The organism is Magnetospirillum fulvum, assembly GCF_900108475.1.
Lineage (GTDB): Bacteria > Pseudomonadota > Alphaproteobacteria > Rhodospirillales > Magnetospirillaceae > Phaeospirillum > Phaeospirillum fulvum_A.
In genome coordinates this window covers 37,794-63,386 of record NZ_FNWO01000003.1, presented here as the reverse complement: position 1 = coordinate 63,386, position 25,593 = coordinate 37,794, and the positions used below count along the sequence as shown (strand labels likewise).

The following is a 25,593-nucleotide window of genomic DNA, read 5'->3' as shown; positions in this document are numbered from 1 at the left end:
GCTTAGATGTCGTGGCTTTCGCGCACTTTGGCAATCAAATCGCAAACCTCGCGCACGGCACCGTGACCACCCGGGGTATTGGTGCGCAGCATTGCGTAGGAAATGACATCCGGGTGAGCGTCGGAGACCACCATGGGTAACCCGACGCGGGTCAGGCAGGGAATGTCATTAACGTCGTTGCCAAGGAAGCCGACCTGACGCTCGGTCAGGCCGTGTTCCTCCAGCAAACGGTCCAGTGAGGCCCCCTTATCGGCGCTGCCCTGGACGCAAGCGATCCGCAGCTTACGACACCGTGCCGACACCACCGGATTTTCCTCGGTGGACAACACGAACGGCACCACGCCGGACCGTTCCAGCCGACGCAGGCCAATTCCGTCGAACCTTGAGGAGGATACGGCTTCGCGCCCATCCTCGAAGGTCCAGACACGATTATCGGTGAACACGCCATCGAAGTCAAAAAGCACCATCCTGAGGCCTAGGATGGACCCTATCACTTCGCGCGAGGGATTGGCCGACGCAATATACATGGGCGGCAAACCTCAGCCCACCGGGGCTTGCGCAAACACATCCATGGCGAAGTTATCGTCTTCTTTCAACGGCTTAGCCAGAGTCAAACCAATCAGGTCGTCCATCATGTGGGGCGGCAAACCGTCATTGGGCGACTTTATGCAGAAGTCGGCGCGAGTCAGGACGTGACCGGCCTCCAGATCGCGAGCGGCAACCAGCTTCTTCGACATCTTCTGAAGCGGCTTCTTCTCGCTTTCGTATTGGCGTTTGATGCCGTCGCCCATGGCCAAGCGGGTGCGCTTCAAATCGCGGACCATCTTTTGCAGGCCCGGCCGCTCCAGGGAGAAGGCATGGTCCGTGCCCTTCCATGCGCGGTTGAGAGTGAAGTGCTTTTCGACCACCCGCGCGCCAAGCATGTAGCCAGCGACGGCCATGGCGATACCGGAATCATGGGAAGAGAAGCCGATGACTATATCGGGGAACTCGGCGCGGAAGGTCTCGATGACCCGTAGATTCAGCTCTTCGTACTCGGGCGGATAACCGGCACTGCACTGCAAAATGCACAGGTGGCGATTGATGGGCATGATCGCCTCATAGGCGCGGCGCACGTCTTCCATGCTGCCACCACCGGTTGAGATGAACATGGGCTTGCCAAAACTGGCGATGTGCTTCATCAAAGGAATGTTGGTCAGATCGCCTGAGGCCAACTTGTAGGCTGGCATATCCAGCTTTTCCAGGAAATCGGCGCTGTTGAAATCAAAGGCGGTCGAGAAGAAGCTGATGCCCAGATCCTTGGCGTAGGCGCGCAGCTCCTTGTACTCGAACTCGCCGAATTCCAGGAATTCGCGGTGAGCGCCATAAGTGTCGCCGTAGGCGTTCTCGCTGGAGTAGGCGCTGTCGTACATCGCCTTGGTGAACAGGCTGCGATTGTCACGCTTTTGCAGCTTCACTGCATTGGCACCGCATTCGTGAGCGGCATGGAAAAGCTGCTTGCACTTTTCCAGGTCACCCTGATGGTTATGCCCAATTTCGGCGATAACGTAGCAGTCAGTATCGTCAGCGATCCTGATAGCGTCAACACAAAGCTCGCGCATAAAACTCCCCTTCGATCACGCTGCAAATCACTCGCTGGCCAACCAAGGCGGCACAATCGTTGACGGCAATCACTATAGACGTGCAATCTTGTCTGAGCAACGGTAACGGGAACATATCTTTAGCCACGTACAGAACAACCCCAAGGCCATGACAACGACCGATGCGCCCATCCTCGAATCCCCCCTTCATGTGGAAGCGATCTCCGCTGAATACTATGGCAGAGGCCTCCGAGGGACTGGTCGAACTGGTGGCGAACCGATGCCGGAACGCCGAGACCAACAACAGCGTCTCGTTTCCCCCTGGCGCGGGCTGAAATGGGTGCTTGACCGTCAGTCAGCCAGTGTTCGGGAACTGGAGACGCTTGCCGAAGCACAATTCCCCGCGGCGACGGAGAGCGGGAGGGCGGCGCGATGAATATCCGACCCAGCATTGCCACCACCCCGATGCGGCCGACCTCTACCACCACCACCCCTGCTGGGCGACGGGCAGGGGTTGGCGTTTGTGCAAAACAAACCCCATGCGCTGGAGGGCGTCAAGGGGATCGTGGGGAGGAGGGGCAAGCTTTGCTTTCTGACGGGAACCGTAGCGATGATTTACCGCCTCGCGCTTACCCGAAAAAAACAAAAGGCCGTTCCCTTGCGGTACGGCCTGCGGCAACATCTTGATATTTAAGTATAAAAGTGGTGCTGCCGAAAGGAATCGAACCTTCGACCTTACCCTTACCAAGGGTACGCTCTACCGACTGAGCTACGGCAGCATCGTCACTTTTTTCTCGTCACCAGCCGGTGGAACCGGTCAGCGGCGAGGCGCGCTTTATGCCATAGGGCTCCCCGGTGCGCAAGCCCCTTCTCGTCGGTTTTTTCACTAATTTTGCCGGGACCATGGCAGGCCGCCGCCGCCGTCATCCTGGGAGTTCATCGCCACAGCGAAATAGTCTATGGTTGCAGGGCCGGTCGCCACGGGCCCGACGGGGGCGAACGAACGACTGGCGGAGCGCGAAATGGCCGATACCGACAACGCGATCAATGCCGCCCTGGGTTTGACCGATAACCGCGAGGCGGTCTACGACGTCACCGTCGAACTGTCGGCGGTGCTGGGAACCGCAACGCTGCCCATCGCCCAGTTGCTGAAGCTGGGCCGCGGCGCGGTGGTCGAACTCGACCGCAAGGTCAACGATCCGGTCGATCTCTATGTCAACCGCAAGCGGATCTGCCGCGCCGAAGTGGTGGTGGTGGAAGATCACCTTGCCGTCACCATCACCGAAGTCCTGAAACGTGCCGCCGACTGACCCGACCGATCCGGACAAGCCGCTCCGCACGGGGTGGACGACCGGAGCCTGCGCCACCGCCGCCGCCCGCTCCGCTCTCGGGGCGCTGCTCGGCCACGGCTTCGACGATCCGGTCGAAATCACCCTGCCCCGGGGCGAGACTCCGTCCTTCGCGCTGGCCTTTTCCGAAGCCGGTCCCGATTGGGCGCGGGCAGGCGTGATCAAGGATGCCGGAGACGATCCCGACGTCACCCACGGTGCCACCATCGTCGCCACCCTGCGCCGGGGCGAGCCCGGACGCGGCCTGCTGTTTCGCGCCGGGGAGGGCGTCGGCACCGTCACCAAGCCCGGACTGCCGCTGGCGGTGGGCGAACCGGCAATCAACCCGGTGCCACGGCGATTGATGGGCCTGGTCGCCGCCGCCGCCGGGATCGCCGATCTAGAGATCGAGATATCGGTGCCCGATGGGGAACGGATCGCCACCCGCACCTGGAACCCCCGCCTCGGCATCCTCGGCGGCATTTCGATTCTCGGTACCACCGGTATCGTTGTGCCTTATTCCTGTTCGGCCTGGATTCACTCGATCCAGCGCGGTATCGACGTCGCCCGCGCCGCCGGGATCAACCACATCGCCGGATGCGTTGGCAATACCTCGGAAAAAGCGGTGGTGCGCCATTACGGCCTTGCGCCCGAGGCGATCATCGACATGGGTGATTTCGCGGGCGGCATGCTGACCTATCTGCGCCGCCATCCGGTGGCCCGGGTCACGATTGCCGGGGGCTTTGCCAAGATCACCAAGCTAGCCGCCGGTCACCTGGACCTCCATTCGAAGCGCAGTCAGGTCGATCCGGCCCGGCTCGCGGCCGATCTGGCCCGGTTGGGGGCCGGACCGGCACTGATCGCCCGCGCCGCCGCCGCCAACACCGCGCTCGAAGTGCTTGAACTGGCCCAAGAGTCCGGCCTGCCGCTTGGCAACGCCATCGCCCGCGAGGCCGAAGCGGTCGCCCGCGCCACCCTCGACCGGCCCGAGATCGACCTTGACGTCCTGGCGTTCGACCGCCAGGGCGGTCTGGTCGGAAACAGTCGAGCCTGATCCGGGCGAATCGGCACCGCGCGCCGGTAAGCCCCTGTTCAGGGTAGTGATCCGCTCCAACCTTGGTCTAGTTGCCCGAACCGGGGCGCAAGTGACATCATCCGCGCCCCATCGACCGAAGAAGGGCCATTTCGGCCTTTACGCGGACGGAGTCGCGAACCAGATGATTGCTTCAAGCCGTGAATCGACCTTTGAGCGCAAGGTCGGCGACCTGCTCGGTGTCACCTCGGGCCTGACGGTCACCCAGCTCCTGGTGCTGCGGCGGATGACGCTGATCGACTCGGCTGCCGCGGGCTGGGCAAGCGAACGCGAGTTGGAGGCGGTGTTCAAGGCGATCCTCGACCGCGCGCTGATGAAACTGGGTGCCGAGAAACTGTCGTCCGCCGCTAAAGCGGACTTCACCCCCCTGCTCCCCCCTGGCACAGCGGAGCAATCGAGCGGCGAACGCAGGCTGTTGGCCGATCTTGCCTCGAAATATCTGCCCCGGCCCAAGCCGCGCCCCGTGGAGGTCAAGCCTCCCCCGCCGCCGCCCGAAGAGGAGAGCGAAAGCGAGGGCGAGATCGTCTTCTCCTCGTTCAAGCAATTGTTCGACGAATGCCTCTCCCGCTACGCCCGGCAGGCGCTCCAGGCGATCGCGGTCGCCCCCACTCACGCCAGCCTGCGCCCCCATGTCCCGGTTCCATTCCTGCTCGCCCCCGGCTTTGCGGCCTGCTACGAAACCCTGCTGCGCCGCCACGTCCTGCCCGATCTCCGTACCTTCCGGCGCATCCGCGAACTGGAAAACCGCCGTGACTGGCGCGAGAACGGGGCCAACCGGCTGATTGGCATCCTCCAGTCGGGGGAACGCGACAATCCGATCCTATCGACCTGGGATTCGCGCTGGGCCGCCTATCCGTCCGAAGGGATCGGGGCCAAAGCCAAGCGGAAGGACGATCCCTGGGCCTTGTTCGCCGAAGCCGCCGCTAAAGACCGATTTGTCCCGCCCACCGTGGCCGACATACCGTTGCTCCAGGCGGTGATCCGGTGGGACGCCGAGATGCTGACCCAGGCCTGGCGCGGTATCACCTTGCTCTATCAACAAGAATTCACCCCCGCCAGCCGCGCCGACCAAGCCCGCGAAGGCGCCTTGCGCGACGGAATGCTGCGGACGATCCGCGACCTGCCAGAGCGGGCGGGCGACATGCTGGCGATCAAGGCGTTCTTCGAACTGCCGAAATGCGATCGGATGTTCCTGCGACGGCTGTTGCAGACGATCAGCGGCAGCGACGCCGCCCGCCGCCGCGCCGCCCCCGGTCTGGCCAGCTTCTACGACAGTTTGCCGCAGTAATTACAAGCCGGCCGGATCGAGCCCGATCCGGCCGGACCCACACTCGCCGGGCGGGTTTCTCCGAAACCCTTGCCTCCCGCGCCATGAGGGGCCTAGCGATCTCATTTCGGTCATTAAAGTCCGCTAGCCCGCCAGCCGAAAGCGACCATATGTTCACAACACAACCGGTTAGTCTATGCTCGCCACCTGCAAAATGACAGCGAGGCACCGATGGCTGAGAATTGGATTCGGACGGACGAGGCAGAGGACGTCGCGGGATCGATCCGCCACGCCATACGCGCAGCTCAATTTATAGGCGAGGATCGCCAAGCATGGAAGTGGGTGGTGATCGCGTTGCATTCGGCACTACAGGGCGCGTGCGTATGCCATCTCACTACGACTGCGGCACCGGTGGGTGCCGTCACCGAGGGCAACGCCGCCAAGTGGCTGGCCTATTTTGCTAATCCGAATGAGAAACGGCCCAAAACCCTTTTGATGGCGTTTCCAGACCTGCTTACAGCCGTGCGGAAACCGCATTGGGCAGAGGATCCCAGTAACGCTGCCGGTGTCGCAATCAGCGAATCTGATCTGTGTTGGTTGCGCCGCTTTCACAAGGATATGCGGAACCAATTCGTGCATTTTGAGCCGAAGGCCTGGTCTATCGAGGTGACTGGAATTCCTGAGATTGCGAAGTTGGTCGCACGTATCATCGGGGATATTCTCCAAATTGGTTGGGCTTTTCGCCATCAGAATCTTGTACAACGTGAAGAAATGGAGCGAAATCTTCAGACTTTGGCCATGATCGAATGGGCAACCTCCTGAGACTTCACATCTAGGCCCCTTGGGCCAAAGCTGCGCTGATTGGAAAAACCGGCCGGATCGAGCCCGATCCGGCCGGGCCCTCAAACGGCGGGCGGCCCCTCACGGCCCGGTCGGCCCCTGAGCGGGCGGCGTGACGGGGCGACAGATCGCCTTTGCCACGTCGGAGATCCGGCATTCGGTGGTGGTCTCCCACACCCGCAAAATCAGCCATGTGCCGGTCTCGCGATAATCGAGGATCAGATTCTGGAACGCACCGCCGCGATAGACCGGCGATTTGGTGATGTCACGAAACACCAACAGCGGACAGGCCCGCACCCGGTCGCAAATCGCGACCGATTCCAGGCTGATCATCAGGGTGCGGCCCGACCGGGCAACCCGCACCGTCACCGGCCGCCCGGCGGCTTCGGCCTGACTGAACAGTTCGGGCGCCCATTTCCGCGCCGCCTTCAGTTCGGCGGTGGTGGGAGGAAACGCGGTTTCGACAAAGATGCGGCTGCCGACGATCTCGGCCGCGACGGCGGGAGCGGAGGCAAACGCGGCGAACAAGGCGAGACCAAACCGGATAAAGCGCATCAAGACCGTCATTTCCCCGGCCGCTGTCCCCGATTCGACGCAATTCCTTAACCGGGTTGGGATATCCTACCCTATCGGCCCTTGTTATGCTGGGCTGAAAATCGATGTAAAAGATAAGGATTCTCGATGCGACGCAACAGGAATGCCAAGGTCATCGCCACGCTGGGTCCGGCGACATCGACAGCACAGGCGATCGAAAGCCTGTTCGTCGCCGGTGCCGACGTGTTCCGCCTCAATTTCAGCCATGGCAGCCACGCCGACCATCAGGCCCGGATTGATATCATCCGTGCGCTTGAGGAAAAGATGCGACGTCCCATCGCCATCCTCGCCGACCTTCAGGGGCCAAAGCTGCGGGTCGGCGATTTCGTCAACGGCCGGGTCCGGATCGAAAGCGGGACGGCGTTTCGCCTCGACATGGACCCGACGCTCGGCACGGCGGAACGCGCGCCCCTGCTCCACCCCGAAGTGTTCGCCGCCCTTCAGGCCGACTGTGAATTGCTGATCGACGACGGCCGCATCCGCCTCAGGGTCGAGCATCGTGGTGACGATTTCGCTCACACCCGGGTCCTGGTCGGGGGCGAAGTGTCGAACCATAAGGGGGTCAACGTCCCCAACGTAATGCTGCCGATCTCCCCGTTGACCGAGAAGGATCTGCGCGACCTCGAATTCGCAGTCGAACACGGGGCCGACTGGATCGCGCTCAGCTTCGTCCAGCGGCCGGGCGACGTCGCCGAAGCGCGCCGTCTGGTGTCGGCCCATGTCGGTTCGCGGGTACGGCTGCTGTCGAAGCTGGAAAAGCCCTCGGCGATCGAGCATCTCGACGACATCATCGAACTGTCCGACGCGGTGATGGTCGCACGCGGCGACCTTGGCGTCGAATGCCCGCCCGAGACGGTGCCGATCCTGCAAAAGCGGATTTTGCGCGCCTGCCGTCAGGCCGGAAAGCCGGTGGTGGTCGCAACCCAGATGCTCGATTCGATGATCCACTCGCCCTCGCCGACCCGGGCCGAGGCCTCGGACGTCGCCACCGCCGTCTATGACGGTGCCGACGCGGTGATGCTGTCGGCCGAAACCGCCGCCGGCGATTTCCCGGTCGAGGCGGTAACGATGATGAACCGGATCATCAAGCAGGTCGAACAGGACGAACATTACGCGGTGATCGCCGACGCCTCGCGGATCCAACCCGATCCGACCTCGCGCGATGCGATCAGCGCCGCCGCCCGTCAGGTCGCCCACACGATCAAGGCGGCCGCGATCGTCACCTTCACCTCGTCGGGCTCGACGACGTTGCGGGTCGCCCGCGAACGGCCGGAACAGCCGATCCTGTCGGTCACCTCGGATATCGAAGTGGCGCGTCAGCTCGCCCTGGTGTGGGGTGCCCATTCGATCATGGCCAAGGACGTCCGCAGCTTCACCGAAATGGTGCAAAAGGCGATCGACGTCACCCAGAGCGAGGATTTCGCCGTTCCCGGCGACCGCGTCGTCATCGCTGCCGGGGTTCCGTTCGGTCTGTCGGGCACCACCAACATGTTGCGGGTGGCCGAGATCGAACCGCCGGCCGCAGTCTAAACCGGCTTGCTCTCCCCCTCTTCGCCGATGGAGAGGGGGAGCCTTTTACGCCTCAGCGGCGGGGGTCACCCCATAGACGCCGTCCTCGGTCACCAGATAATCGATCCGGTTATCGACCAGGGCGCGGGCGGCTTCTTCCGGCGTGTTGATGATCGGCTCTTCGTGGACGTTGAAGCTGGTATTGACGGCGGCGGGCAGCCCGGTCTTGGCCTTGAACCCAGCCAGAATGTCGTAATAAAGCGGATTGTCGGCGCGACGGATCACCTGGGGCCGCGCCGTGTTATCGACATGGACCACCGCCGGAATGCGCTCGCTCCACTCTGGCTTGACGTTGCAGGTGATCGTCATGAAGCGGCAGGCATAGGCGTTGACGTCGGTGACGTCGAACACATCGCGGGCGTCTTCCTCGGCGATCACCGGCGCGAACGGCATAAACTCGCTGCGGTCGAGCCGGGTGTTAAGCGAATCGTTGATGTCGCGGCGCTGCGGCGAAGCCATGATGGTCCGGGCTCCCAGCGCGCGGGGACCAAACTCCATCCGCTGCGAGACGATGGCGACCGCCTTGCCCTCGGCGAGCAGATCGGCGGCGACCGGAACCGGCGCACCATCGACCCGGTGAATCCGGCTGCTGAAATCGCGGAAACGCGATCCGGTAACGGCACCAAAGGCCCGGCCCCAATAGACATTGTCGAGGCGGTAGCGCTGCTTCAGCCAGACCTGGAAGCCGTCGCGCTCGAGCAGGAATTGCAGCGCGCCGCCGATCACCAGCCCCTCGTCGCCCATCGGCGGCACGATGAACACTTCCTTGAGGCCGCAGGTCTCGGCCAGCCGCTGGTTCAGCTTGACGTTGGCGAACAGCCCCCCGGCCAGACCGAGCCGGGTGACCTTTTCGCGCTCCAGCAGGGTCGAGATCGAGCCGACGATCGCCTCTTCGACAAAGGTCTGGATCGAGGCCGAGGCGTCCTCGCGGGTCTGCCCCTCGCACAGGGCCATGAACGCGTCGCGCATCACCCCGCCATCGGCGAAATCGCTGGAAAACAGTCCGTCCTGGTCCATCGTGAAATGGGCGGCGAAATCCTTGGCAATCGTCGGCTTGCCATAGGCGGCCAGCCCGGTGACCTTACCCTCGTGATGGAGCGGGCGGAAGCCCAGTGCCTCGGTCACATTGGCATAGGCCCGCGCCAGACTGTCGATCCGGTAGGCGCGGTGAAGCCAGCGATCATCGCCGAACAGGGTGGTCAGCGCCCCGTTCTTGAAGACACGGTGGCTGTAATTGACATTGTCGCCCGCGCCGTCGGCGGTATAGAGCAGCGCGTCGTCCCAATCGGTGAAAAACAGCGAAGGCAGCGCATGGGCGGCGTGGTGATTGGCGAAAAATACCTTCGTCGTCGGGGGCAGACCGTAGAAGTGCAGCACCTTGCGGATGTCGAGCACCTGGGCCGGATCGAGCAGACCGGCCTTGGCCAACACCGTCGACAGGTCGCGAGTGCCCGAACGGCCCTTGACCGTGTCGCGCCAGCGGCGGAACAGATCGGTCTTGTAGAATTCGCGGGGGAATTCGCCCCGGCTGAACACGACGGCCTCGACCTCGGCCGGGGTGACGCCACCGATCGCCAGCACCTCGGCAACGCATTCGTGCGGCGCACCACCATCCTTTTTGGTTCGGCTCAGACGCTCTTTCTGAATCGCGGCGACGACACGATAGCCGTCCAGCAAAGCCGCGGCCGAGTCATGGATTCCGCAATGAATCGAAAGGATGCACGTCATCGCCGTCTTTCATCAGTCTCTAGAGCCGCGTGCGTCAAATGTGACGCATGCGGCGATCAGCGGCCCTTGCGGCCGCGGCCAAGCGGGCGGATGCCCGCGCCCGGCGAGGGGCAATGAAAAAGCCAGAGCACCGTGTCTCATCTTTGAGGCACGGCGCTCTAAGGCACGCCAAGTGCCACCTTCTGGCACAAAAAGCGATCCAGTGTCACCCGAAAATAGGCTGGCGGCACAGGGTGAAGTCCCGCCCCCCACTTTCAGACGGGACGAAATCAAACCCATCCCGGATCGAACCGGGGCAGTCGGCAATCCCTTTTCCCGCCTTGATTTATTATGACGACGCCGAGACAACGACCCGGTCGCGGCCGTCGCGTTTGGCCCGATATAGCGCTTCGTCGGCGCGGTTGAGCAGACCGTCCGGGCTTTCCCCCGTCACCAGGGCGGCGATCCCGGCGCTGGCGGTCAGGTGGTGGCCGAGGGCGAAATCATATCCGCGCACCTCGTGGCCGATCCGCTCGGCCAGCACGCGGGCCTGTTCCAGATCGGTTTCCGGGCACAGGATCAGGAATTCCTCGCCGCCCCAGCGCCCGACCACATCCTGGGTCCGGACGACTTTGCGGGCGATATCGGCAAAGGCGATCAACACCTTGTCGCCGATCAGATGACCGAACTCGTCATTGACCAGCTTGAAATAGTCGATATCGAGCAAAATGATCGCGAACGGGCGGGCATAGCGTCGATAACGCTCGAACTCGACCTGGAGGCGTTCGTTAAGCCGCGCCCGGTTGGCCAGACCGGTCAGAGCGTCGGTCTGCGACAGCGCCCGCAATTGCGTGTTGAGCGCCCGCAGCTTGATCAGCCAGAAAAAGCTGGTGAGGATCACCGCCCCCAACAGGGCGACGATCTTGAAGATCAGGTCGTAATCGACGCCGGACTGGACCCGGATCGCGACGTGGCGGTTAGCGATTTCGTCCTTTTCCTCCGCGCTGATCTCGCGCACGCCCTTGTTCAGGATGTCGCGCAGCATCACGAGATCCTTGGCCACGCCGATCCGCAATTTGTTTTCGTAGCCGGGAACCTGGCCCGAGATTTTCAGGTTGAACCAGCCGTCTTCCTTGATGGTGTGAACGGCAACCAGCATCGACCGCATCGTCATCGTCGCCTTCTTCTGCGACACCATCGCGAAGGTTTCGGCCTCGCTGTTGGCGGTCACAACCTTCAGCTTGGTGAAGTCGCGCCGCACCCGCTCCTCGATCGAGGTACCGGTCGGCAGCACGAGACTCTCGTTGGCGACGTCGCTGAGGTTCTCGATATAGGGATGCTCTTCCCGCGTCACGATCACGTTGCGATCGACAAACAGCGGGTCGGTGAAGATCAGCCAGGCATCGCGCGCCGGCGACTGGTTGAGGAAGCTGAGAATCTGGCACCGCCCCTCTTTCGAGGCGGCAACGCTCTCCTCCCACGTCTTGGTCGGAACAAGCGTCAGTGCCACCCCGGCCCGGCTTGCCGCCAGACGCAACAGATCGGCGGCGATGCCGACATGGGCGCCTTCGCTATTGATGATTTCATACGGCGCCCAGTCGGGATCGACGCAAAAGGTAAAGGGGGCGTTTTGGGTAAGATACGCCCGTTCGGCCTCGGTCAATTCCGCCGCGCGCGCAGAGGTGGAGACCGCAATCAGGATCGACAGCCCCGCCACCAGGGTCGCCAGCCTGAAACGGGGGCGAGTCCAGGCGGTCAGAACCAAAGCCCAAGCCCGGTCATCGCGGTATAGCCCCTGTTGCCAAGTCCGGATTCATCTTGATATTCAATGTATCCCACCGCCCCCATCAGGGCAACACCTTCCCCAAGAGTGTATTTTTCAGAGACCTGATAAACAGAAATAAGATCATGCCTCGCGTCGGCGACCCGTCCCTCGACCCGTGACGTATAGAAATCGAAGCTTGTCTTAGACGGGCCAAGCTCATACATCACCCCGACATCCCAGGCCTTTCCGCTATTATCCTGACGATCCTCGGCAATGACCGCGGCGCGGCTGCGATGCCGTTCGTCGGCCCACGACCCGCCGATTGTCACCCCGGCATAGGACAGGGTGCCGCCCAAGGAATAGGCGCGCACCCGCTCCCCCGCCCCGGTGGCGCCGATCAGGTCTCCGGTGACATAGCCCGCTGACAGGGCAAGCCCGATGGCACCGAAGCTCCGGGTAAAACCCAGTCCGGCCGTGTACAGCTCCGACCGCACCGACGGCCCCCGATTGTCCTCGGACAATGGGCTCGGGGTATAGGACAGCCCCAGGGTCAGACCGTTCAGGCTGGGGGTGAAATAGAGGATCTTTTCGGCATTGTCGTCCTGATCCATCTCGGTCTGGTTGCCGCTATACATCGTGCTGACGATGGCGGGACGCCGGATCACATTATCGGCCATCAGGCCGTTGGGCGGCCCGTTCCACAGTCCCGCCGCCTCGGGAGCGCAGACATGGAGCAGCGAGGCGGCGTTGTAATCGCTGCCCAGTTCGATCTTGCCGAAGCCGCCTTCGACCCAGGCGAACGCCTTGTCGATCGGGTCGGTGGTCTGGTCGGTGTGACCGCCCGCCTCCAACTCGGCCTTCAGACCGATCTGAAGCCCGTTCTCCAGCCGGGTCGCACCGATGAAATGGAGTTCGTTATCGCCCTTGACCGTCGGACTGGTGACGGCCGACGCACTGCTCTGCCCGCCGGTCGCGACCACCCACCATTTCGAATAGCCGCCGACCCGGATCGAGATCGGATCGGCGGCCAAGGCCGTTCCCATCGCCCCAGGCAGCGCTGCCACCGCCATCGGCACCAGAACGACCCTCCAGACCTTCATTCCATCCTCTCCCCTCGCTCCGGCCTATTGTCTCCGGCTCAGAGGGGGAAGGAAAGACAATCGCTTAGCGTCGTCCATTGATGCGGCGATAGAGGGTGTTGCGACTGATCCCCAAGCGGCGCGCCGCTTCGGACAAATTGCCGCCGCTGGCCGCGACCATCCGGTCGATCAGGGAATCCGACGCCGCCCGCAACGTCGCCATCGCGATCTCGTCGCCCACCGGAGCCGCCTGCGGGCGGCGCAGATCCTCGACAAAATCCTCGGGCAGATGGTCCCAGCCGACGATATCCTCGCCACTATCAATCAGAGCGCAGGCAAAGCGCAGCACGTTGGCCAGTTCGCGCAGATTGCCCGGCCAGCGATAGGCGGCAAAGGCGGCGGCGACATCGGGCTCCAGACGGAGCCCGATGTCGGGAGCGAAACTGTCGAGCATCCGGGTAACCAGCACGGCCAGATCGCTGCGTTCCCGGAGCGGCGGCAGAACCAGGGTCAGCCCGTTCAGCCGGTAATACAGGTCGGCGCGGAACCGCCCGGCCTCGACCTCCGCTTTCAACGGCCGGTGGCTGGCCGCGATCAGAGCGAAATCAACCGAGGTCGGCTTGCCCCCGCCCAACGGCACCACCTGACGTTCCTGCAACACCCGCAACAGGCGGGTTTGCAGCGCCAGCGGCATGTCGCCGATTTCGTCCAGGAACAAGGTGCCGCCATGCGCCTCGCGAATCCGTCCGGGCGAACCGTCCCGCCGCGCCCCGGTAAAGGCACCGGGGGCATAGCCGAACAATTCCGCCTCGATCAGATGTTCGGGCAAGGCGCTGCAATTGACCGCGACAATCGGCTGGTTGCGGCGCGGCCCGACGGCATGGATCGCGGTGGCGAACAGTTCCTTGCCAACCCCGGATTCGCCCTGCAACAGCAGCGGGATCGGCTTGCTCGCCACCTTGCGGGCGCGCTCGACCGCCCGCGCCATCCGCTCGTCGCCGGTATCGAGTTCTGACAAGGCGTCCCGCACCGGCTCGAACGACGGCGCCCGGTTGGGACGCGGCACCATCCGCCGCCCCGGCTCGATCCGCAGAAACAGGCTGCGGCCGTCGGCACCGCTGGCCGACACCACCCCGCCCGGACGACGGCGGCCATAATCCTGGATCGCGGCCAGCCGCAACGACAGCGCCTCTTCGATCCGGACCCGGCCGATATCGGCAAGCTCCAGCCCCAGCAGGGCCAGACCGGCCCGGTTGGCGGCAACGATCCGCCCCGCCTCGGACAAAGCGACCAGCCCCTCGCCCAGGGTGCCCAGCCCCTCGGCGCGGGAATGCAGACGCAGGCGCAGGGCATCGCCGTACCGGGCCTCGAACAACTGGTTTTCGATCATGTGCCCGGCGGTGCGGACCAAAGCGACGGAATGAGGGTGGGGACCGCGATGCGGGCCGGAAATGTCGATGACGCCCAGCACGTCTCCTTCCGGCCCGATCACCGGCGCGGCGGTACAGGAGAGAAAGCGGTTCTGCTCGAAGAAATGCTCGCCGCCATGGACCACCACCGGCGCGGCCTCGGCCAAAGCGGTCCCGATCGCGTTGGTGCCGCGATGATCCTCGTGCCACGACGCCCCCGCCCGTAACGCCACCCGGTCGGCGCGTTCGAGAAAGTCGGCATCGCCCAGGGCGTCGATCACCACGCCGTGATCGTCGGCCAGGATCACCATCCCGCCCGCCCCTTCGGTCTGGGCGTACAGGTAATCCATCACCGGACGGGCGCGCAGCAGCAGATCGCGCCGTCGCTCGACCGCCTGGGCCAGACACGCCCCGGAAACGGGGTCGGCCCCGGCATAGTGGGAAAAAGGCTGCAATCCCGCCCCTAAACAGCGCTGCCACGATTGGGCGACGGCGGGATTGACGATCCCGGCGGGGGGAAGCGTGCCGCGATCAAGCATCTGCCGGGCATGACCGAGCGCGGAGTCCGGCTGGCTCCTGACCTTATCCATGACGTGTCTCCTCCGTGGGGCATCCTGCCTGATGGCGGCACCCTCGCTATTGCCTCCAGTGTCATCGCGGGACAGGTCTCAACGCAAGAAAAACATCATTGCCCGTTGCCCCTGTTCCATTTCGCCACACTGTCCCGGATCGGGACAGGTCACATCGGGGGGAAACCGGAACAATATCGTTCTTTATCAACGATATATCCAATCGGCACGCCGTGTGCTTTTTCCTCCTCCGCGACCGCCTCAAGCGGGCCGCCAAACAACCAAAGGGAGGATCTCGATGCTGTACCCCGCGCCCGGCACGCCCGGAGCCCCTGTCGAGTTCAAGGCACGCTATGACAATTTCATCGGCGGCAAATGGACGCCCCCGGTCCAGGGCCGCTATTTCGACACCGTTTCCCCGATCACCGGCAAAGTGTTCTGCCAGGCGGCGCGGTCGAGCGAAGAGGACATCACCCTGGCGCTGGACGCCGCCCACGCCGCCGCCGAACGGTGGGGTCACACCAGCGCGACCGACCGCTCGAATCTGCTGCTGCGGATCGCCGACCGGATGGAAGCCAACCTGGAAAAGCTGGCCTATGCCGAGACCGTCGATAACGGCAAGCCGATCCGCGAGACGCTGGCCGCCGACATCCCGCTGGCGATCGACCATTTCCGCTATTTCGCCGCCTGCATCCGCTCCCAGGAAGGCAGCCTGTCCCAACTGGACGAAACCACCGTCGCCTATCACTTCAACGAGCCGCTGGGCGTCGTCGGCCAGATCATCCCGTGGAACTTCCCGATCCTGATGGCGACGTGGAAGCTGGCCCCGGCCCTGGCCGCCGGGAATTGCGTCGTCCTCAAACCGGCCGAGCAGACCCCGATCGGCATCCTGGTCCTGATCGAGCTGATCGCCGATCTGCTGCCGCCCGGCATCGTCAATATCGTCAACGGCTTTGGCCTGGAGGCGGGCAAGCCGCTGGCGTCGAGCAGCCGGATCGCCAAGATCGCCTTTACCGGCGAGACCACCACCGGCCGTCTGATCATGCAATATGCCAGTCAGAACCTGATCCCGGTGACGCTGGAACTGGGCGGCAAGTCGCCCAACGTCTTCTTCAACGACATCGCCGCCGAGGATGACGAGTTCTTCGACAAGGCGATCGAAGGCTTCGTGATGTTCGCCCTGAACCAGGGTGAAATCTGCACCTGCCCCTCGCGCGCACTGATCCAGGACAGTCTGTACGACCGCTTCATGGAGCGTGCGCTGGCCCGCGTCGCCCAGATCCGCCAGGGCAACCCGCTCGACACCGACACGATGATCGGGGCCCAGGCTTCGACCGAGCAGATGGACAAGATCCTGTCCTATCTCGATATCGGCCGCGCCGAAGGGGCCGAAGTGCTGGCCGGTGGAGCCAGGGCGGCCTTGGGCGGCGATCTCGTCAACGGCTATTACATCCAGCCGACCGTGTTCAAGGGCCACAACCGGATGAGAATCTTCCAGGAAGAGATTTTCGGCCCGGTCGTCGCCGTGACCACCTTCAAGGACGAGGCCGACGCCCTCCACCTCGCCAACGACACCCTCTACGGACTGGGATCGGGGCTGTGGACCCGCGACGGCAACCGCGCCTTCCGCTTCGGACGCGGCATCAAGGCCGGACGGGTGTGGACCAATTGCTATCACCTCTATCCCGCCCACGCCGCCTTTGGCGGCTACAAGCAATCGGGTATCGGCCGCGAGAACCATCACATGATGCTGGATCACTACCAGCAGACCAAGAACCTGCTGGTCAGTTACAGCCCCAAGGCCCTGGGCTTCTTCTGATCGTCTTCTTCCTTCACTTCAGACAGGATTGGACCATCCCATGACCGAGACCACGTTCTTCATCCCCTCGCTCAACATGATGGGGGCCGGGTGCCTCACCAACGCCGTCGGCAATGTCTATAGCTATGGCTTCCGCCGGGCGCTGATCGTCACCGATTCGGTGATGAACAGCCTGGGCGTCGCCGACAAGCTGGGCGCGTTGCTGGCAGCGGCGGGCGTCTCCAGCGTCATCTTCCCCGGCGCCCAGCCCAACCCCACCGTCGGCAATGTCGAGGCCGGACTAGCGCTGTTGCAGCAGGAGCAGTGCGATTGCGTCATCTCGCTGGGCGGCGGCTCCTCGCACGATTGCGCCAAGGGGATCGCCCTGACCGCCACCAATGGCGGCAGCATCCGCGATTACGAAGGCGTCGATAAATCGGCCAAGGCGCAATTGCCGCTGATCGCGATCAACACCACGGCGGGCACCGCCAGCGAGATGACCCGCTTTTGCATCATCACCGACGAGCAGCGGATGGTGAAAATGGCGATCGTCGATCGCAACGTCACCCCGCTTTTGTCGGTCAACGACCCCGAATTGATGCTGGGCAAGCCGCCGATGCTGACCGCCGCCACCGGGATGGACGCCTTGACCCATGCGGTCGAAGCCTATGTCTCGGTCGCGGCGACCCCGATCACCGATGCCTGTGCCTTGAAAGCGGTGTCGATCATCGCCGGAAATCTGCGGACCGCCGTCGCCGAGGGCAACAATCTCGCCGCCCGCGAAGCGATGGCCTATGCCGGGTTCATGGCCGGGATGGCCTTCAACAACGCCTCGCTGGGCTTCGTCCATGCGATGGCGCACCAGTTGGGCGGCTTCTACGACTTGCCGCACGGAGTCTGCAACGCCGTGCTGCTGCCCCATGTCGAAGAGTTCAACGCCGACATCGCCGCCTCCCGCCTGAAAGACGTCGCCCATGCCCTGGGGGTTGACACCTTGGGCATGTCCGACCGTCAGGGCGCCGATGCCTGCATCGCCGCGATCCGGCGTCTGTCGGCCGATATCGGCATCCCGTCCGGCCTGACCCAGTTGGGGGTCAAGGATCAAGACATCCCGATCCTGGCCGCCAACGCGCTGAAAGACGCCTGCGGCCTGACCAATCCGCGCCGGGCCAGTCAGGCGGATATCGAATCGATCTTCCGCGCCGCCGCTTAACCCCTCCCCGCCTTGCCCCTGGCCCCGTCTTCGGACGGGGCCAGGGGAATTTGTCCAAGGCTTGACTTTGGCCCGCCGTCCCGTCTACGGTATTTGGTGTTACGGTTCCCCGGATTATCAAAATCTGGGGCTAAGAGGGAAACCGGTGCGTCGCCTTGGCGATCAGTCCGGTGCTGCCCCCGCAACTGTCAGCGGCGAGCCGCCGTCCACCCTTGTCACTGATGCCCGCTTCGGCATCGGGAAGACCGGACGAAGGCCTTGACCCGCAAGCCAGGAGACCTGCCGTAACGCGATGAAACGTCCACGGGCGGGGTGTCCCGGCGGGCCGCTTGCGGAGCTTTATCCTTCGCCGGAGGCGCCCTTCCCCGTCCTTTCCGTCACCCGAAAGGCGCGCGCTCTCCAATGACCCGCAAGATTCCCGCCACCGTCATCACCGGATTCCTCGGCGCCGGAAAGTCCACCCTGGTCCGCCATCTGCTCGAAAACAACCGGGGCCAGCGTCTGGCCCTGATCGTCAACGAGTTCGGCGATGTCGGCATCGACGGCGAGATGCTGACCACCTGTGGCATCGAAGGATGCGGCAAGGACGACATCATCGAACTGGCCAATGGCTGCCTGTGCTGCACCGTCGCCGACGAGTTCCTCCCGGTGATGCAGGCGCTGATCGAGCGCGACCTGCCGCCCGATCACATCCTGATCGAAACATCGGGTCTGGCCCTGCCCAAGCCGCTGGTCAAAGCGTTCCACTGGCCGGAAATCCGCTCGCGCGTTACCGTCAACGGCGTCGTCGCCGTAGTCGATGCCGAGGCGACGGCGGCGGGTCTTTTCACCAGCACCCCGGAACAGATGGCTCGTCCCGACCACGACAATCCGCTGGAAGAAGTGTTCGACGACCAGTTGCTGTGCGCCGACATGGTTCTGCTCAACAAGACCGATCTGGTCGATGACGCGACCCTGGAGCGGGCGCGGGTGCGGATCGGGTCCAAGCTGCGCCCCGGCGTCAAGGTGATCGCCACCCGCCACAGCATTGTCGATCCGGTCGTGGTGGTCGGGCTGGACGCCGCCGCCGAGGACGATCTCGACACCCGCCCCAGCCTGCATGACAGCGCCACCGACCATTCCCACGACGATTTCGAAAGCTTTGCCGTCGATCTGCCCGAAATCGCCGATCCCGATGCGTTGGTCGAGCGGATTTCGGCGGCGATCGCCCGTCACGACATCTTGAGGCTGAAAGGCTTCATGGCCGTCCGCGACAAGCCCGCCCGCGCCGTGGTCCAGGCGGTGGGAGCCCGGATCGACCGCTGGTTCGACCGGCCGTGGCGGCCCGGCGAAGCCCATGCCGGACAGGTCGTCGTGATCGGCGGCAAGGGCCTTGACCGCGCCGCGATCGCCGCCGCGATTCGGGGCTGATCGCCGCCCAGCCCCAGGGAAACCGCAAGACAAAATTCAGCTTCTTCTCAGGCTCGCAAAAAGGGTACTATTACCTTAGATTTATCCAGAACGGCCTTTGCGAGGTCGCGATGGAGTGCGGGGTAGGCCATGACCGCGCACGGGCGGCGATATGACGGCAGGTCGGAACGGCCTGCCGCCGAGCCGCCTGACGCCTTGGTATGGCCGCTCGGTTTCCCAGCGGTTGGGGCGATGCGATGAGCCTGCGCGGATTTCTCAGCCGACTGATCTGGATCTGCATTCTGCCGCTGGTGCTGGTGTCGGTGTATCTGGCGATCGACCAATTACGTCAGTACGAGGAGCGGCGCGACCTTGAGGCAACCTACCTAATCCACAACATCGCCTCGACGATTGATCGGATGATCGGAAGTCAGGTCGGGGCGCTGAAGATGCTCGCCGCCTCCCCCCTGGTCGAAGACCCGGCGCGCTGGTCCGACCTGTACAAAGAAGCCCAGGCGTTCCGCAATAGCTTCGGCAGCCATGTCGTGATGGCCGATGCCGACCAGAAGATGGTCTTTTCCACCCGCGTTCCCTTTGGCTCGCCCCTGCCCAAGCTGCCGGTGGTCAAGGGCCACTCCGCCGCCCGCACCGCGCTTGAAACCGGCAAGCCCGCCGTCGGCGACCTGTTCCTGGGGCCGATCAACGGCGAACGACTGGTCGGGATCGGAGTCCCGGTGCCTACGAGCGGCCCCCGCGCCTCGGTGATCGTCGCGGTGGTCGAGGCGAAACGGTTGCAGGCTCGGCTTGACGACATCGCCCTGCCGGCCGACTGGTCGACGACCCTGCTGGACGGCAATGGAACGGTGATCGCCAGCCGCACCAGCGGGCTGTCTCCGGACAGCCCGCGCCGGACGTACAGCCTGGCCTCGTCGGTTTCGCCCTGGTCGGTGAGTCTTGAGGTTCCGCAAGGTCTGATCAGCACCCCGAACCGGCTGGTCGCCGCCAATTTCACCGGGATGATCCTGGCGGCGATCCTGGCCGGTCTGTTCGGCGGACTGGTTGCCAGCCGAAAGCTGACCCGCTCGCTGGCCTCGCTGACCGCCCCCTCCGCCCCCGTCCCGACCCCCGGCGCAGCCGCGACGATCGACGAAATCGAGGCGGTCCGCGACCGTTTGACCGCAGTGGCTGCGGCACGCGAATCCGCGCTGTTCGGCCAGAGCGTCAGCAACCAGAGATTCCAGCGCCTGTTCGAACTCGCCCCGGTCGCGCTCTGCGTGTTCGACCGCAACGGCGCTCTGCTCGATACCAATTCCCGCTTCGAACAGATGTTCGGCTATCGCCGCGACGAGGTGGCGACCCTCGAGGAATGGTGGCGGCGCGCCCATCCCGATCTTGAATACCGCACCAAAGTGATCGCCGACTGGCCCGCTTTGGTCAGTCGGACCGCCGAGGCCCAGAGCAACGCCGCCCCGGCTGAATACCGTGTCACCAGCCGGGACGGAACCGAACTGTCCGTTCTGATCGCCGCCGCGATGTTACGCGACGATTGCCTCGTCTCGTTCGTCGATATCACCGAGCGCAAGATCATCGACGCCGAACTGGAGGATTACCGTCACCACCTGGAAACCCTGGTGACGGCGCGTACCGCCGATCTGGAAGCCGCCGAGGCCCGCGTGCGGTTAATCTTGGAATCCACCGCTGATGGATTGTACGGTATTGATCCCGAGGGGCGAATCACCTTCTTGAACCCCAGTGCCGGATCAATGCTGGGCTATGCCCCCGGCCAATTGCAGGGACGCTTCGCCCATGATCTGCTGAAACGCGGCGAGGGCGACGGCGAGGCCGCTCCGGGCACCCCGCCTTCGATCCGGGACACCTTGCGGACCGGACGGATTTGCCGGGTCGAGGACGCCGCGTTCCGTCATGCCGATGGCCACACCGTTCATGTCAGTTATTCGTCGCATCCGATGGTCCGGGCGGGAATGATCGTCGGTGCGGTGGTCAGCTTCACCGATATCTCGCGACGCAAGGCGACCGAGGCGGCGCGCGAGGCGGCACTGGCCGAAGCCGAGCGGCTGGCCCGGGTGCGGCGCGAATTCCTCGCCAACATGAGTCACGAAATCCGCACCCCGCTCACCGCCGTGCTGGGTCTGGCCCGGATCGGGGCCAAGGAACCCGACCGCCGAAAGTGCCAGGATTATTTCGACGCCATTCTCGATTCCGGTACCGGCCTCCAGGGGATCGTCGATGACATCCTGGATTTCTCCAAGATCGAATCCGGCAAGATGCAGATCGAATCGGTTCCAATCGACCTGGGCGAGGTGATCGACCGCTCAATCCGCACCGTCGCGATGCGAGCCTTTGCCAAGGGGCTGCGGCTGGAGGTCGAGGAAGCGGCCGGTCTGCCCGCCGAATGCCTGGGGGATTCAAAACGGCTCTATCAGGTTCTGCTCAACCTGCTCTCCAACGCGGTCAAATTCACCCCGGCTGGCGGATCGGTGACGCTGTCGATCGCCGCCGAAACGGGGAGCCTGACCATCGCGGTCGCCGATAGCGGTATCGGCATGGCGCCCGAAACGGTCGATCGTCTGTTCCAGCCGTTCGAGCAGGCGGATGGATCGACCACCCGGCAATTCGGCGGGACCGGCCTGGGGCTGGCAATCACCAATCATCTGGTCGAGATGATGGGGGGGACAATCGCGGTCGAAACCGCGCCGGAGCGAGGCAGCCGGTTCGAGATCCGCCTGCCGCTGACCGGAGCGACGCCGCCCGGCCCGACCCCGCCCGGCATCCTGGCCCTGTTCGGTCTGCGAGACGCCGAGACCGCCCGCCTCTGCGCCGCCTTCGACGATTGCCGGGTGTTATCCTCGCTCGACACCCTTCCCGCCGATGCGGCCCTGATCGTGATCGATGCCGCCATCTTGGCCGACCCCGCCAACCGCCCCGCGATCGGTGCCGCGCTGACCGGACGGCGGCGTCTGGTGGGCGTGACGATCCCAGGTCAGAACGATATTCCTTCGGAATGGCGGGATTCCATGGCTCGGATCGAACGGCCGTTGCGGCCCCGCCATCTCCGCGCCGAACTGGCCGCCGCGCAGAAAAGCGGGCTGTCGGTCGTCTTTACCCCGCCTCATGCCCGGCTGTCCGGTCTGTCGATTCTCGCCGCCGAGGATAACGAGGTGAACCGGCTGGTGCTCGAGGACATCGTCTTGTCCGAAGGAGCCACGCTGCTGATCGTCGAGAACGGACGGCTGGCGCTCGACGCGCTACAACAGCGGGGACTGGCGGGGTTCGACGCCGTGCTGACCGACATCCAGATGCCCGAGATGGATGGCTATAATCTTGCCGCCGCGATCGTCGCCCTGACCCCAACCCTGCCGGTGATCGGGCTGACCGCCCACGCGATGGAGGAGGAACATCAGCGTTGCCTCGAGTCCGGGATGGTCGAACATGTCGTCAAGCCGATCGACCCGGATGTGCTGGTGGCGGCGATCTTGCGCCACGCCCGTCCCCGGACCACAGCCGGGTTGACCCGTCCCGCCCCCGGTGAATTCGACACTATCCCGCAAAAAGAGAGTCTATAGCGGGATCAAACACGTCATTGGCTGCGCAAGCTCCGCCGGACTCAAGAATTCACACACTGTTTCCGTGCCGGGACTGGATCGACCGCAGCGAAATGCCCATAGTCCGAAATAAGGATTGATCCGACAGATGACGGAGAGTACGGCGATGACGGAGCCGGACCACGAGGCGACCGGGGTCAAGCGTCTTTTCCTGCTGGGGCTGGGCTGGGTTTTTTTCGGCCTGGGCGTGCTGGGCGTTTTCCTCCCGGTTCTGCCGACGACGCCGTTCATGCTGCTGGCGTTGTGGTGCTTTGCCCGCTCCTCGCACCGTTTCCATCACTGGCTGTTGACCCACCGCCTGTTCGGGCCACCGCTCCAGCGCTGGGAGCGCTACAAGGTAATCCCGCTGACGGCCAAGATCGTCGCCGTCGGCGCGATGAGCCTCAGCATGGTCTATGTCGGTTTCTTCACCCAGGCCCCGTGGATCGCGGTGGTGTCGATGGGGGCACTCTGCCTGATCGGGGCGGGCTATATCCTGTCGCGGCCGCACCGCCTGCCCGACGGGACCACCCCATAGCCGGTTTATTGACGCAAGACGCCTTCTCCCGCCGGGAGGGGATCACAAGGACATGGAATGACACGACGTTCGGGCTTCGCGCTGTTTTTGCTCTCGGCTTTGCTTCTGGTGATTGCGATTGCCCCGGCCTGGGCCGATCCGGCCAACCGCCCCGCCGATATCGACCGAATCCTGCGGCGCGGCACCCTGGTGGTGGCGATGACCCAGGCCGACGCCCCCCCCTTTCACATGATGACCGAGACTGGGCTGGCGGGAGTCGATGTCGAACTGGCCCAGGGGCTGGCGCGGGCGCTGGGGGTCGACCTCGTGTTCGACCGCACCGCCAGAAGCTATGACGACGTCGTCGATATCGTCGTCCGGGGCCAAGCCGACATCGCGATCTCGAAACTGAGTCGCACCCTGCTGCGGGCGCGCTCGGTCAGCTTCTCGTCCCCCTATCTCACCTTGCGCCACGGCATGGCGTTCAACCGGGTCTGGCTGGCGCGGGAAACGCGCGAACACGACCTGTCCGAGATCATTCGCGGCTTCGACGGCCGTCTGGGAGTGGTGGCGAAAACGTCTTATGTCGAATATGCTCGCCGCCTCTTCCCCCGCGCCGAGATCGTCGAATTCCCCCGCTGGGACGAGGCGGTCGCCGCGCTGGTCCGCGGCGACGTCGCAACGCTGTACCGTGACGAATTCGAAATCCGCCGCCTTGTCATCGAGCAACCGGAATTGGCTCTGCATTTGAAAACAGCGTTCCTGACCGACACCCGTGACCATCTGTGCATGGCGGTCAATCCCCGCGACGTCCAGCTTCGTCAACTCGCGGATATCTATATTGATGACATGAACCCGAAGCTGACGGTCGAAACGGTCCTGGGCCGCCTCGGCAAAGCCGCGCCGAAACCGGGAGACGCGCCGTGACCCTTTTCCCCTCGCTGAACGGCTGGGTCCGGGTGATGTCGAGCCCCAGCGCGGTCTTTGCCGGGCTGCTGTGTGGCATCGCGATCGGCCTGTTCCTCCCCGACTTCGCCGCCGGGCTGGCCCCTTACGGCAAGCTTTTTCTCGACCTGCTCGGCATGATCGTGCTGCCGCTGCTGATCTCGGCGGTAACGGTCAGCCTGGCCAAGCTGTTCGAGACCGGCGGGGCCGCCCATCAAGTCGGGCGGATCGCCGCCGCCATCGTCGCCTGCATGATCGTCGCCGCCGGAATCGGGCTGGCGACCGGGCTGATCGTCGCGCCTGGGGCCGATCTCGAACAAACCGACATCGCCTCGCTGGGCGAGGTGGTCAGCAATTCCGACCGTCAGGCCGATTTCGAGATCTCGATGGTCGGCACCCCGCCGACGGTCAAAAACGACCAGGGTCTGGCCCGCTTCATCGCCCAGATCGTCCCCGACAACATCTTCCGTGCCCTCAGCGTCGGCGACAATCTGAAGGTGCTGATGTTCTCGTTGATGTTCGGGGTCGCGGTGGGGATGACGCCGCGCGGCCGGGCCGACGCCCTGACCGGCGCGCTCGAAATCGTCTTTCAGTCGTGCCAGAGCATGATGAAGGGGGTCAACACCCTGCTGCCGCTGGCGCTGTGCGCGATGGTGGCCCCGCTCGCCTCGGACATGGCGGCAACGCCCCTGGGACCGGTGCGGGCAATGGCGATGTTCGTCTCTGCCCAATGCATCGGCGCATTGGTCGTCTTCGTCTTGTTCGCGGTCATCATCCAGCAGCGGACCCGCTGCGGCATCCTGGCCCCGATCACCGCCCTCCGTGAAGCCCTGGTCCTGGCGATCGGGACACGCAACAGCATCGCCTGCATCCCCTCGGTGATCGACGGAATGTCGGACAAGCTTGGCGTCAACCGCAAAGACCTCGAACTGGTGGTGCCGCTCGGCATCATCTTGTGCCGGTTCGGACCGGTGGTCTTTTTCGGAATTTCGACCCTGTTCATCGCCCAATTGTACCGGATCGACCTCGGCCTCTCGCAATACGCCTTCATCTTGTTCGCCTCGGTGATGGCGGCGATGGCGTCAAGCGGCGGCACCGGGGTGATGACGATCGGCCTGATGGCGCTGTTGTGCAATCCGCTGGGGCTGCCGTTCGAAGCGGCGGTGGCGCTGTTTCTCGCCGTCGATCCGATCCTCGATCTGGTCCGCACCGTGCTGAACGTCTATGGCACCTGCGCCGTCGCCAGCATCGTCTGCGGCCGGGACTCCGATCAGGAAGCCCCCGAATTTCCCGCGATCAACACCCTGGAGCGCGGCCCGGTCTGAGCGT

General features: G+C 64.1%; 19 protein-coding genes, 1 tRNA gene and 1 riboswitch. Of the genes, 12 read left to right on the top strand and 8 right to left on the bottom strand.

The features are described 5' to 3' along the window. Positions 1-2: 2 nt before the first annotated feature. The 3 genes from BLW40_RS04280 to BLW40_RS04265 all read right to left on the bottom strand — a co-directional run bounded on the left by BLW40_RS04280 (position 3) and on the right by BLW40_RS04265 (position 2,359). Entirely contained in the window at positions 3-527 is a 525-nt protein-coding gene (locus BLW40_RS04280) for a KdsC family phosphatase (RefSeq protein WP_074765913.1), read from the bottom strand. 12 nt (positions 528-539) lie between these two features. After that, positions 540-1,601 (bottom strand): N-acetylneuraminate synthase family protein, encoded by a 1,062-nt coding sequence (locus BLW40_RS04275; RefSeq protein WP_074765910.1) that lies wholly within the window; start codon positions 1,599-1,601, stop codon positions 540-542. A gap of 682 nt (positions 1,602-2,283) precedes the next feature. Next, positions 2,284-2,359 (bottom strand) — tRNA-Thr (locus BLW40_RS04265). Positions 2,360-2,602: 243 nt separating this feature from the next. On the opposite strand from BLW40_RS04265, the gene fliN reads away from it, so the two are divergent. From fliN to BLW40_RS04245, 4 genes are all read left to right on the top strand, one after another. Continuing rightward, a complete protein-coding gene (fliN, locus tag BLW40_RS04260; RefSeq protein ID WP_002726472.1) occupies positions 2,603-2,890 on the top strand; it encodes a flagellar motor switch protein FliN in 288 nt (95 codons plus the stop codon). After that, positions 2,877-3,962 (top strand): cobalt-precorrin-5B (C(1))-methyltransferase, encoded by a 1,086-nt coding sequence (locus BLW40_RS04255; RefSeq protein WP_074765908.1) that lies wholly within the window; start codon positions 2,877-2,879, stop codon positions 3,960-3,962. Before fliN ends, BLW40_RS04255 begins: the two co-directional genes overlap by 14 nt. A 163-nt stretch (positions 3,963-4,125) precedes the next feature. After that, on the top strand, positions 4,126-5,289 hold the full coding sequence (locus tag BLW40_RS04250) for a hypothetical protein (RefSeq protein WP_074765906.1): 1,164 nt from the start codon (positions 4,126-4,128) through the stop codon (positions 5,287-5,289). 210 nt (positions 5,290-5,499) lie between these two features. After that, a complete protein-coding gene (locus BLW40_RS04245; RefSeq protein ID WP_074765904.1) occupies positions 5,500-6,090 on the top strand; it encodes a hypothetical protein in 591 nt (196 codons plus the stop codon). 99 nt (positions 6,091-6,189) lie between these two features. On the opposite strand, the gene BLW40_RS04240 is transcribed toward BLW40_RS04245, so the two are convergent. Beyond that, positions 6,190-6,675, bottom strand: a complete 486-nt coding sequence (locus BLW40_RS04240; protein WP_083386612.1) for a hypothetical protein — start codon at positions 6,673-6,675, stop codon at positions 6,190-6,192. 114 nt (positions 6,676-6,789) lie between these two features. Here BLW40_RS04240 and pyk point away from each other — a divergent pair, with 114 nt between their 5' ends. Beyond that, positions 6,790-8,232, top strand: coding sequence for a pyruvate kinase (gene pyk, locus BLW40_RS04235; protein WP_074765902.1), 1,443 nt, complete (start codon positions 6,790-6,792; stop codon positions 8,230-8,232). Between the two features lie 45 nt (positions 8,233-8,277). Here pyk and BLW40_RS04230 read toward each other — a convergent pair whose 3' ends face one another. The 4 genes from BLW40_RS04230 to BLW40_RS04215 form a co-directional block, all read right to left on the bottom strand. Next, positions 8,278-9,999, bottom strand: coding sequence for a carbamoyltransferase C-terminal domain-containing protein (locus tag BLW40_RS04230; RefSeq protein WP_074765900.1), 1,722 nt, complete (start codon positions 9,997-9,999; stop codon positions 8,278-8,280). 328 nt (positions 10,000-10,327) lie between these two features. Then, entirely contained in the window at positions 10,328-11,743 is a 1,416-nt protein-coding gene (locus tag BLW40_RS04225; protein ID WP_244511046.1) for a diguanylate cyclase, read from the bottom strand. Next, on the bottom strand, positions 11,734-12,843 hold the full coding sequence (locus tag BLW40_RS04220) for a porin (RefSeq protein ID WP_074765898.1): 1,110 nt from the start codon (positions 12,841-12,843) through the stop codon (positions 11,734-11,736). The genes BLW40_RS04225 and BLW40_RS04220 overlap by 10 nt, the downstream gene beginning before the upstream one ends. A 64-nt stretch (positions 12,844-12,907) precedes the next feature. Continuing rightward, the gene (locus BLW40_RS04215) at positions 12,908-14,821 is read right to left on the bottom strand and encodes a sigma-54-dependent Fis family transcriptional regulator (RefSeq protein ID WP_074765896.1); all 1,914 of its coding nucleotides are present in this window, start codon (positions 14,819-14,821) and stop codon (positions 12,908-12,910) included. 277 nt (positions 14,822-15,098) lie between these two features. On the opposite strand from BLW40_RS04215, the gene adh reads away from it, so the two are divergent. From adh to BLW40_RS04180, 7 genes are all read left to right on the top strand, one after another. After that, complete coding sequence (adh, locus tag BLW40_RS04210; protein ID WP_074765893.1) at positions 15,099-16,619, top strand: aldehyde dehydrogenase; 1,521 nt, start codon at positions 15,099-15,101, stop codon at positions 16,617-16,619. Positions 16,620-16,659: 40 nt separating this feature from the next. Then, positions 16,660-17,811 (top strand): L-threonine dehydrogenase, encoded by a 1,152-nt coding sequence (gene yiaY, locus BLW40_RS04205; RefSeq protein ID WP_074765891.1) that lies wholly within the window; start codon positions 16,660-16,662, stop codon positions 17,809-17,811. 85 nt (positions 17,812-17,896) lie between these two features. Then, positions 17,897-18,112, top strand: a riboswitch (cobalamin riboswitch). Between the two features lie 101 nt (positions 18,113-18,213). Further along, on the top strand, positions 18,214-19,221 hold the full coding sequence (gene cobW, locus BLW40_RS04200) for a cobalamin biosynthesis protein CobW (RefSeq protein WP_074765889.1): 1,008 nt from the start codon (positions 18,214-18,216) through the stop codon (positions 19,219-19,221). 236 nt (positions 19,222-19,457) lie between these two features. Continuing rightward, on the top strand, positions 19,458-22,784 hold the full coding sequence (locus BLW40_RS04195; RefSeq protein ID WP_074765886.1) for an ATP-binding protein: 3,327 nt from the start codon (positions 19,458-19,460) through the stop codon (positions 22,782-22,784). Between the two features lie 127 nt (positions 22,785-22,911). Beyond that, positions 22,912-23,340, top strand: coding sequence for a YbaN family protein (locus BLW40_RS04190; RefSeq protein ID WP_244511045.1), 429 nt, complete (start codon positions 22,912-22,914; stop codon positions 23,338-23,340). A gap of 57 nt (positions 23,341-23,397) precedes the next feature. Further along, complete coding sequence (locus BLW40_RS04185) at positions 23,398-24,246, top strand: transporter substrate-binding domain-containing protein (RefSeq protein WP_074765882.1); 849 nt, start codon at positions 23,398-23,400, stop codon at positions 24,244-24,246. Beyond that, positions 24,243-25,589, top strand: coding sequence for a dicarboxylate/amino acid:cation symporter (locus tag BLW40_RS04180; protein ID WP_139305488.1), 1,347 nt, complete (start codon positions 24,243-24,245; stop codon positions 25,587-25,589). The genes BLW40_RS04185 and BLW40_RS04180 overlap by 4 nt, the downstream gene beginning before the upstream one ends. Positions 25,590-25,593: the final 4 nt, after the last annotated feature.